The sequence below is a fragment of the Kitasatospora sp. MAA19 genome (genome assembly GCF_029894125.1).
In the GTDB taxonomy this organism is placed as follows: Bacteria; Actinomycetota; Actinomycetes; order Streptomycetales; family Streptomycetaceae; genus Kitasatospora.
The window spans coordinates 84,844-91,116 of record NZ_JARXYZ010000030.1 but is presented as its reverse complement, the minus strand read 5'-3'; the positions used below and the strand labels follow the sequence as shown (position 1 = coordinate 91,116).

At 69.4% G+C, this 6,273-nt stretch carries 5 protein-coding genes and 1 rRNA gene; all 6 read left to right on the top strand.

What is annotated here, in order from left to right; all coding sequences use genetic code 11:
• A 5S ribosomal RNA gene (rrf, locus tag P3T27_RS32140) occupies positions 1 to 92 on the top strand; the annotation flags it as partial.
• Positions 93 to 190: 98 nt separating this feature from the next.
• On the top strand, positions 191 to 811 hold the full coding sequence (locus tag P3T27_RS32135) for a CDP-alcohol phosphatidyltransferase family protein (RefSeq protein WP_280684773.1): 621 nt from the start codon (positions 191 to 193) through the stop codon (positions 809 to 811).
• 124 nt (positions 812 to 935) lie between these two features.
• Positions 936 to 3,431 carry a mannose-1-phosphate guanyltransferase gene (locus tag P3T27_RS32130; RefSeq protein WP_280684772.1) on the top strand — a complete coding sequence of 832 codons (2,496 nt, stop codon included), beginning with the start codon at positions 936 to 938 and terminating at the stop codon, positions 3,429 to 3,431.
• Positions 3,432 to 3,615: 184 nt separating this feature from the next.
• Positions 3,616 to 4,713 (top strand): DUF881 domain-containing protein, encoded by a 1,098-nt coding sequence (locus P3T27_RS32125; protein WP_348534164.1) that lies wholly within the window; start codon positions 3,616 to 3,618, stop codon positions 4,711 to 4,713.
• Positions 4,710 to 5,042, top strand: a complete 333-nt coding sequence (locus P3T27_RS32120) for a small basic family protein (RefSeq protein ID WP_280684771.1) — start codon at positions 4,710 to 4,712, stop codon at positions 5,040 to 5,042. The genes P3T27_RS32125 and P3T27_RS32120 overlap by 4 nt, the downstream gene beginning before the upstream one ends.
• Positions 5,026 to 6,093 (top strand): DUF881 domain-containing protein, encoded by a 1,068-nt coding sequence (locus tag P3T27_RS32115; protein ID WP_280684770.1) that lies wholly within the window; start codon positions 5,026 to 5,028, stop codon positions 6,091 to 6,093. Before P3T27_RS32120 ends, P3T27_RS32115 begins: the two co-directional genes overlap by 17 nt.
• Positions 6,094 to 6,273 lie beyond the last annotated feature (180 nt).

Sequence of the window (6,273 nt, the reverse complement as noted above, 5' to 3'; positions counted from 1 at the left end):
CGCCCGGTTACATTCCGAACCCGGAAGCTAAGCCTTACAGCGCCGATGGTACTGCAGGGGGGACCCTGTGGGAGAGTAGGACGCCGCCGAACAATTCTTCGAGAGAAGCCCCCGCCGGGTGACCCTGGCGGGGGCTTCTCTGTTGTAGGGTCAACGTGCATTGTCATCACACGGGACAGGAGGCCCCCGGGTGGAGGTCCAGGAGACGCGGGTCCAGACCGATCGCGTCCTCACCATCCCCAACCTGCTCAGCATGGGCCGGCTGGTCGGTGTTCCGCTTTTTCTCTGGCTGATTCTCTGGCCGGTTTTCGATGGCCCCAACAACGACGGTTGGGCGCTGCTGATCCTGGCGCTGAGCGGTGTCAGCGACTATCTCGACGGAAAGCTCGCGCGGCGGTGGGGGCAGATCAGCCGGGTGGGGCAGCTGCTCGATCCGCTGGCCGACCGGCTCTATGTGCTGTCCACGCTGGTCGGTCTGACCTGGCGTGAGATTCTGCCGTGGTGGGTCACGGCGATTCTGCTGGCCCGGGAACTTTTTATCGCCGCGCTGCTGCCGATTCTGAACCGGCACGGCTACGGGCCGCTCCAGGTGAGTTTTCTGGGGAAGGCCGCGACCTTCAATCTGATGTACGCGTTCCCGCTTCTGCTGCTCGGCAGTGTGGACAGCTGGATCGCGCGGCCGGCCGAGGTCGTGAGCTGGGCCTTCATCTGGTGGGGGACCACGTTGTACTGGTGGGCCGGTATTCTTTACGCGGTTCAGGCCCGGCGGATCATCAGGGCGGGCTCGGCGGGCTCCGCGTCCGCAGTCTGAGACGTGATCTGAGAGAAGTCCCACGCCGTATCGGTGCGTCGGACGATACCTTCCGGGTAGGGATCCCTCTGGAACGGTTTGATGGACCTGCAGGTCCAACACCGCGAAGGAGGACGCACCCGTAATGAAAGCCGTTGTAATGGCAGGGGGCGAAGGCACCCGACTCCGCCCGATGACCTCCAGCATGCCGAAGCCGCTGCTTCCGGTCTCCAACAGGCCGATCATGGAGCACGTGCTTCGGCTGCTGAAGCGGCACGGCCTCTCCGACACCGTCGTCACCGTCCAGTTCCTGGCGTCTCTGGTCAAGAACTACTTCGGTGACGGCGAGGACCTGGGCATGCATCTGACGTACGCCCACGAGGAGACGCCACTAGGCACCGCGGGGAGTGTCAAGAACGCCGAGGACGCCCTGAAGGACGACTCCTTTCTGGTGATCTCCGGTGACGCGTTGACCGACTTCGATCTCTCGGAATTGATCGACTTTCACCGCAGCAAGAACGCACTGGTCACGGTCTGTCTCACCAGGGTGCCGAATCCCCTGGAGTTCGGAATCACGATCACGGACGACGACGGACGGGTCGAGCGCTTCCTGGAGAAACCGACCTGGGGGCAGGTCTTCTCCGACACTGTGAACACCGGTATCTACGTGATGGAACCCGAGGTCTTCGACTATGTCGCGGCGGGTGAGTCCGTCGACTGGTCGAGTGACGTCTTCCCGCAATTGCTGAAGGAGGGCAAGCGGGTCTACGGCTACGTCGCCGAGGGCTACTGGGAGGACGTGGGCACCCACGAGAGCTATGGCAAGGCCCAGGCGGACGTCCTGGAGGGCAAGGTCGACGTCGAGATCGACGGCTTCGAGATCTCGCCCGGAGTCTGGGTGGCCGAGGGTGCGGAGGTGGACCCGGAGGCGGTGTTGCGCGGGCCGCTGTACATCGGGGACTACGCCAAGGTCGAGGCCGGCGTCGAGATCCGTGAGCACACCGTGCTCGGCAGCAACGTGGTGGTGAAGCGCGGCGCCTTCCTCCACAAGGCCGTCGTGCACGACAACGTCTACATCGGGCCGCAGAGCAACCTGCGCGGCTGCGTGGTCGGCAAGAACACCGACGTGATGCGGGCCGCCCGGATCGAGGACGGCGCGGTGATCGGGGACGAGTGCCTGATCGGCGAGGAGTCGATCATCGGGGCGAACGTCCGGGTCTACCCGTTCAAGACCATCGAGGCCGGCGCCGTGGTCAACACCTCGGTGATCTGGGAGTCCCGCGGCCAGGAGCACCTGTTCGGCCTCCGCGGGGTCTCGGGGATCCTGAACGTCGAGATCACCCCGGAGCTGGCCGTGCGGCTGGCCGGCGCGTACGCCACGACCCTGAAGAAGGGGGCGACCGTCACCATTGCGCGTGACCACTCGCGTGGTGCGCGTGCGCTCAAACGGGCGATGATCTCGGCACTCCAGACGTCCGCCATAGACGTCCGCGACCTGGAGAACGTGCCGATGCCGGTGGCCCGGCAGCACACCGCGCGGGGGAGCGCGGGCGGGATCTTCCTGCGGACCACGCCGGGGGTGCCGGACTCGCTGGACATTCTCTTCTTCGACGAGCGCGGGGCCGACCTCTCGCAGGCCGGGCAGCGCAAGCTGGACCGCGTGTACGCGCGCCAGGAGTACCGGCGCGCCTTCCCCGGCGAGATCGGGGACCTGACCTTCCCGTCCAGCGTCTTCGACTCCTACGCGGGCAACCTGCTGCGGGCCATCGACACCACCGGGGTCCGGGAGGCCGGGCTGAAGGTGGTCGTGGACACCGCGCACGGCAGCGCCGGCCTGGTTCTGCCGAGCATCCTCGGGCGGCTCGGGGTGGAGGCGCTGACCGTCTCCAGCGGGCTGGACGAGGCGCGGCCGACGGAGGACGCGGAGGAGCGGCGGGCCGGGCTGGCCAGGCTCGGCGAGCTGGTGGCCTCCTCCCGGGCGGCCTTCGGCGTCCGCTTCGACCCGGTCGGTGAGCGGGTCGCCTTCGTCGACGAACTGGGCCGGGTGATCGACGACGACCGGGCGCTGCTGGTGCTGCTGGACCTGGTCGCGGCCGAGCGGCGCAGCGGGCAGGTGGCGCTGCCGGTGACCACGACCCGGATCGCCGAGCAGGTCGCCGCGTACCACGGCACCCAGGTCATCTGGACCACGACGACGCCGGACGACCTGGCGAAGGCCGCCGCCGCCGAGGGCACGGTGTTCGGCGGGGACGGGCGCGGCGGGTTCGTGGTGCCGGAGTTCAGCGGGGTGCTGGACGGCGCCGCGGCCTTCGTGCGGCTGGTCGGCCTGGTGGCCCGTACCCAGCTCACGCTGAGCCAGATCGACGCGCGCATCCCGCAGGCGCACATCCGCCGCCGGGACCTCGCGACGCCGTGGGCGGCCAAGGGGATGGTGATGCGCTCGGTGGTGGAGGCGGCCGGCAGCCGGCGGCTGGACACCACGGACGGCGTCCGGGTCGTCGAGGCGGACGGGCGCTGGACGCTGGTGCTGCCGGACCCGGCCGAGGCGACCACCCACCTGTGGGCGGAGGGCCCGGACGACGAGGCGACCGAGGCGCTGCTGGACGAGTGGGCGGCGGTGGTCGACGGGGCCGGACGGTGACGGCACCGGCCTGATCGCCCGACGGTCCTGGCGACAGACGGTCCTGATGGTCGGGGCGCGCGGCATGTTCCGCGCGCCCCACTGTCCGTTTTCGCACCGTTCGGAACGATCCGTCACTTTGTGTCGTGTGTGCAGCTCAGGGGGTGTGCACGGGGCCCTTCGCCGACGTGGGACGATGGTCGGCATGCCAGCGACGCCGACGCCGAGTGCCCCGAACGGACGGTACAACCGCCCGGACGCCTCGATGTCCCTGCTGACCAACGTGATGGACCACAGCCTGGACGAGGGCTACGCGGAGGCGGCGGCCGCACGGGGCGGCGACCACGACAGCCGGATACCCAGGACGGCTCGCGGCCTGCTGACGCTGGGCGCCGGGCTGGCCCTGGCCGCAGCCGTGGTGACGGTCGGCGCGGTGAACGCGCACAAGGCGGAGCCGACGCTGGCCAAGGAACGGGACGCGCTGATCCACCGGATCAACGACAGCAACGGCTCGGCCGACCACCTCCAGCAGCAGGTTCAGGAGCTGCGGCGGAAGGTCGAGAGCACGCAGCAGCAGGCGCTCGCGACGGGCGACGGCGACCAGGGTGGTCTGACCGGTGCGGTGGGCCTGGGGGAGGTCACGGGACCGGGCGTCAAGCTGGTCCTGGAGGACGCGACCGGCACCGGCAGCGGGGGGAACGTCGATCCGCGGGCCGGGCAGGGCTTCTCCAACAGCGGCCGACTGCGGGACCGGGACCTGCAGCTGGTGGTGAACGGCCTGTGGGGATCCGGTGCGGAGGCCCTGGCGATCAACGGCCAGCGGCTGACCGCGCTCTCCGCGATCCGGGCCGCGGGCGAGGCGGTGCTGGTGGACAACCGGCCGCTCGTGCCGCCGTACACCATCCAGGCGATCGGGGACGGGCCGAAGCTCCTTGGGACCTTCGAGAACGCCATGGCCGGGCAGTACCTGCGGCTGCTCCAGGAGAAGTACGGCATCAAGTCGACGATGTCCACGCAGAAGAGCCTGACGCTGCCGGCGGCGGTGGGAGTGACGCTGCGGATCGCCCAGCCGGTCACGCCCGAGGCCTCTCCCTCGGTGTCTCCGTCGGCGGCCCCGACCACCCCCGCCGCGACGTCGTCGTCCACCGCCGGAACCTCCGAGAGCCCGGGAGCGTCCGTCTCACCGTCCGGGAGCACCGGGCGGCGCACGCCGAGCGGATCCGCGAAGCCCTCGACAGCCCACTCGTCCACGACGACCTCGACCAGGTCGTCGTCCGCAGGGACAGGAGCAGCTAGACCGTGATTGCCGTACTGGGTCTCGTGATCGGGGTGGTCGTCGGACTCTTCGTCCAGCCCGAGTTGCCGGACGCCGTCGTGCCGTACCTGCCGATCGCGGTGGTGGCGGCGCTGGACGCCGTGTTCGGCGGTGTCCGGGCGATGCTGGACGGGATCTTCAACGACAAGGTGTTCATCGTCTCGTTCCTGTCGAACGTGGTGGTCGCGGCACTGATCGTCTTCCTCGGTGACCAGCTGGGCGTCGGCTCGCAGCTGTCCACGGGTGTGGTCGTCGTCCTCGGCATCCGCATCTTCTCCAACGCGGCCGCGATTCGGCGCCATGTCTTCCGCGCCTGAGCCCGGCCGCGAGGCGGCGGCGGAGAACGTGGACGGCGAGGGGAAGGCGGCCAAGAAGGCTGCCGAGACGGGCCCGGTCGAGCCGGTGGGCGAGGCCGAGCACGGCGAGTCCGTCGAGCACGTCGAGGAGCCCGCGAAGAAGGACGGGGCCGAGGAGCCCGCGGCGGCGCCGGTGAAGTCTGACGCTAAGCCTGAGCTTGAGCCCGCGGCGGCGCCCGAGCCCGTGGTGCGGCTCGCGAAGGCCGTGGAGCCCGAGCCCGAGGCTGCGTCAGGGGTCGAGTCCGTGGTGGAGCCGGCCGCCGTGCAGCCGCCCGACGCCGACCGCAACGCCGGGCGGCGGCGCCTCAAGGCGGCTCTGTGGCCGCCGAGGCTGTCGCGCGGGCAGCTGGTGGTGGCGTTGCTGCTGTTCTCGCTCGGCCTGGCGCTGGCGATCCAGGTGCGGTCGACCAACGACCACCACAGCCAGCTGCGTGGGGCCCGCCAGGAGGACCTGGTGCGCATCCTCGACGAACTGGACAGCCGCCAGCAGCGTCTGCAGCAGGAGAAGGCGGAGTTGGAGCAGTCCCTGGCCAAGTTGGAGAACAGCTCCAACCAGGCCAAGGAGGCCCAGGAACAGACCAGGAAGAAGGCGACGGAGCTCGGCGTGCTCGCCGGTACCGTCAAAGCCACTGGTCCGGGCATCGTACTCACGGTCGATGATCCCCAAGGGCAGGTGAAGGCAGATATGCTGCTGGACACCCTGCAGGAACTTCGAGCGGCGGGGGCGGAGGCGATTCAGATCAACGATGTGCGCGTGGTGGTCAACACCTACTTCACCGACGTGTCGGGCGGCGGGGTGCAGATCGACGGGAAGAAGGTCTCGCAGCCCTATCGGTTCACCGTCGTGGGGAACCCGCAGGATCTGACGCCCGCGCTGAACATCCCGGGGGGTGTCGTGCGCACCCTGGAGAGCAACCAGGCGCGGGCGACGATCACCCAGCAGCAGAAGGTGGTCGTCGACGCCCTCGTGGATCTGAAGACGCCGCAGTACGCCAAGCCGGCTTCGAAGTGACGGGGCGCCCGACGAACGGCCCGTCACCTGCTGGCCGCACCCGGTGCGGGGCGCAGCCGTCGCGTGGGCGAGACTGGGTCGTACCAGTACGCACCGGAGTAACAACCGCAGTACCAGCCGTCGGAGTACCACTCCAGCAGGCCCGGTCCGCAATCGGGACCGCAGCCTGTCCGAGGTTCT

Coding starts and splice junctions, on each gene's coding strand:
- P3T27_RS32130 (WP_280684772.1), top strand. CDS start 936: ATGAAAGCCGTTGTAATGGCAGGGGGCGAAGGCACCCGACTCCGCCCG.
- P3T27_RS32125 (WP_348534164.1), top strand. CDS start 3,616: ATGCCAGCGACGCCGACGCCGAGTGCCCCGAACGGACGGTACAACCGC.
- P3T27_RS32115 (WP_280684770.1), top strand. CDS start 5,026: ATGTCTTCCGCGCCTGAGCCCGGCCGCGAGGCGGCGGCGGAGAACGTG.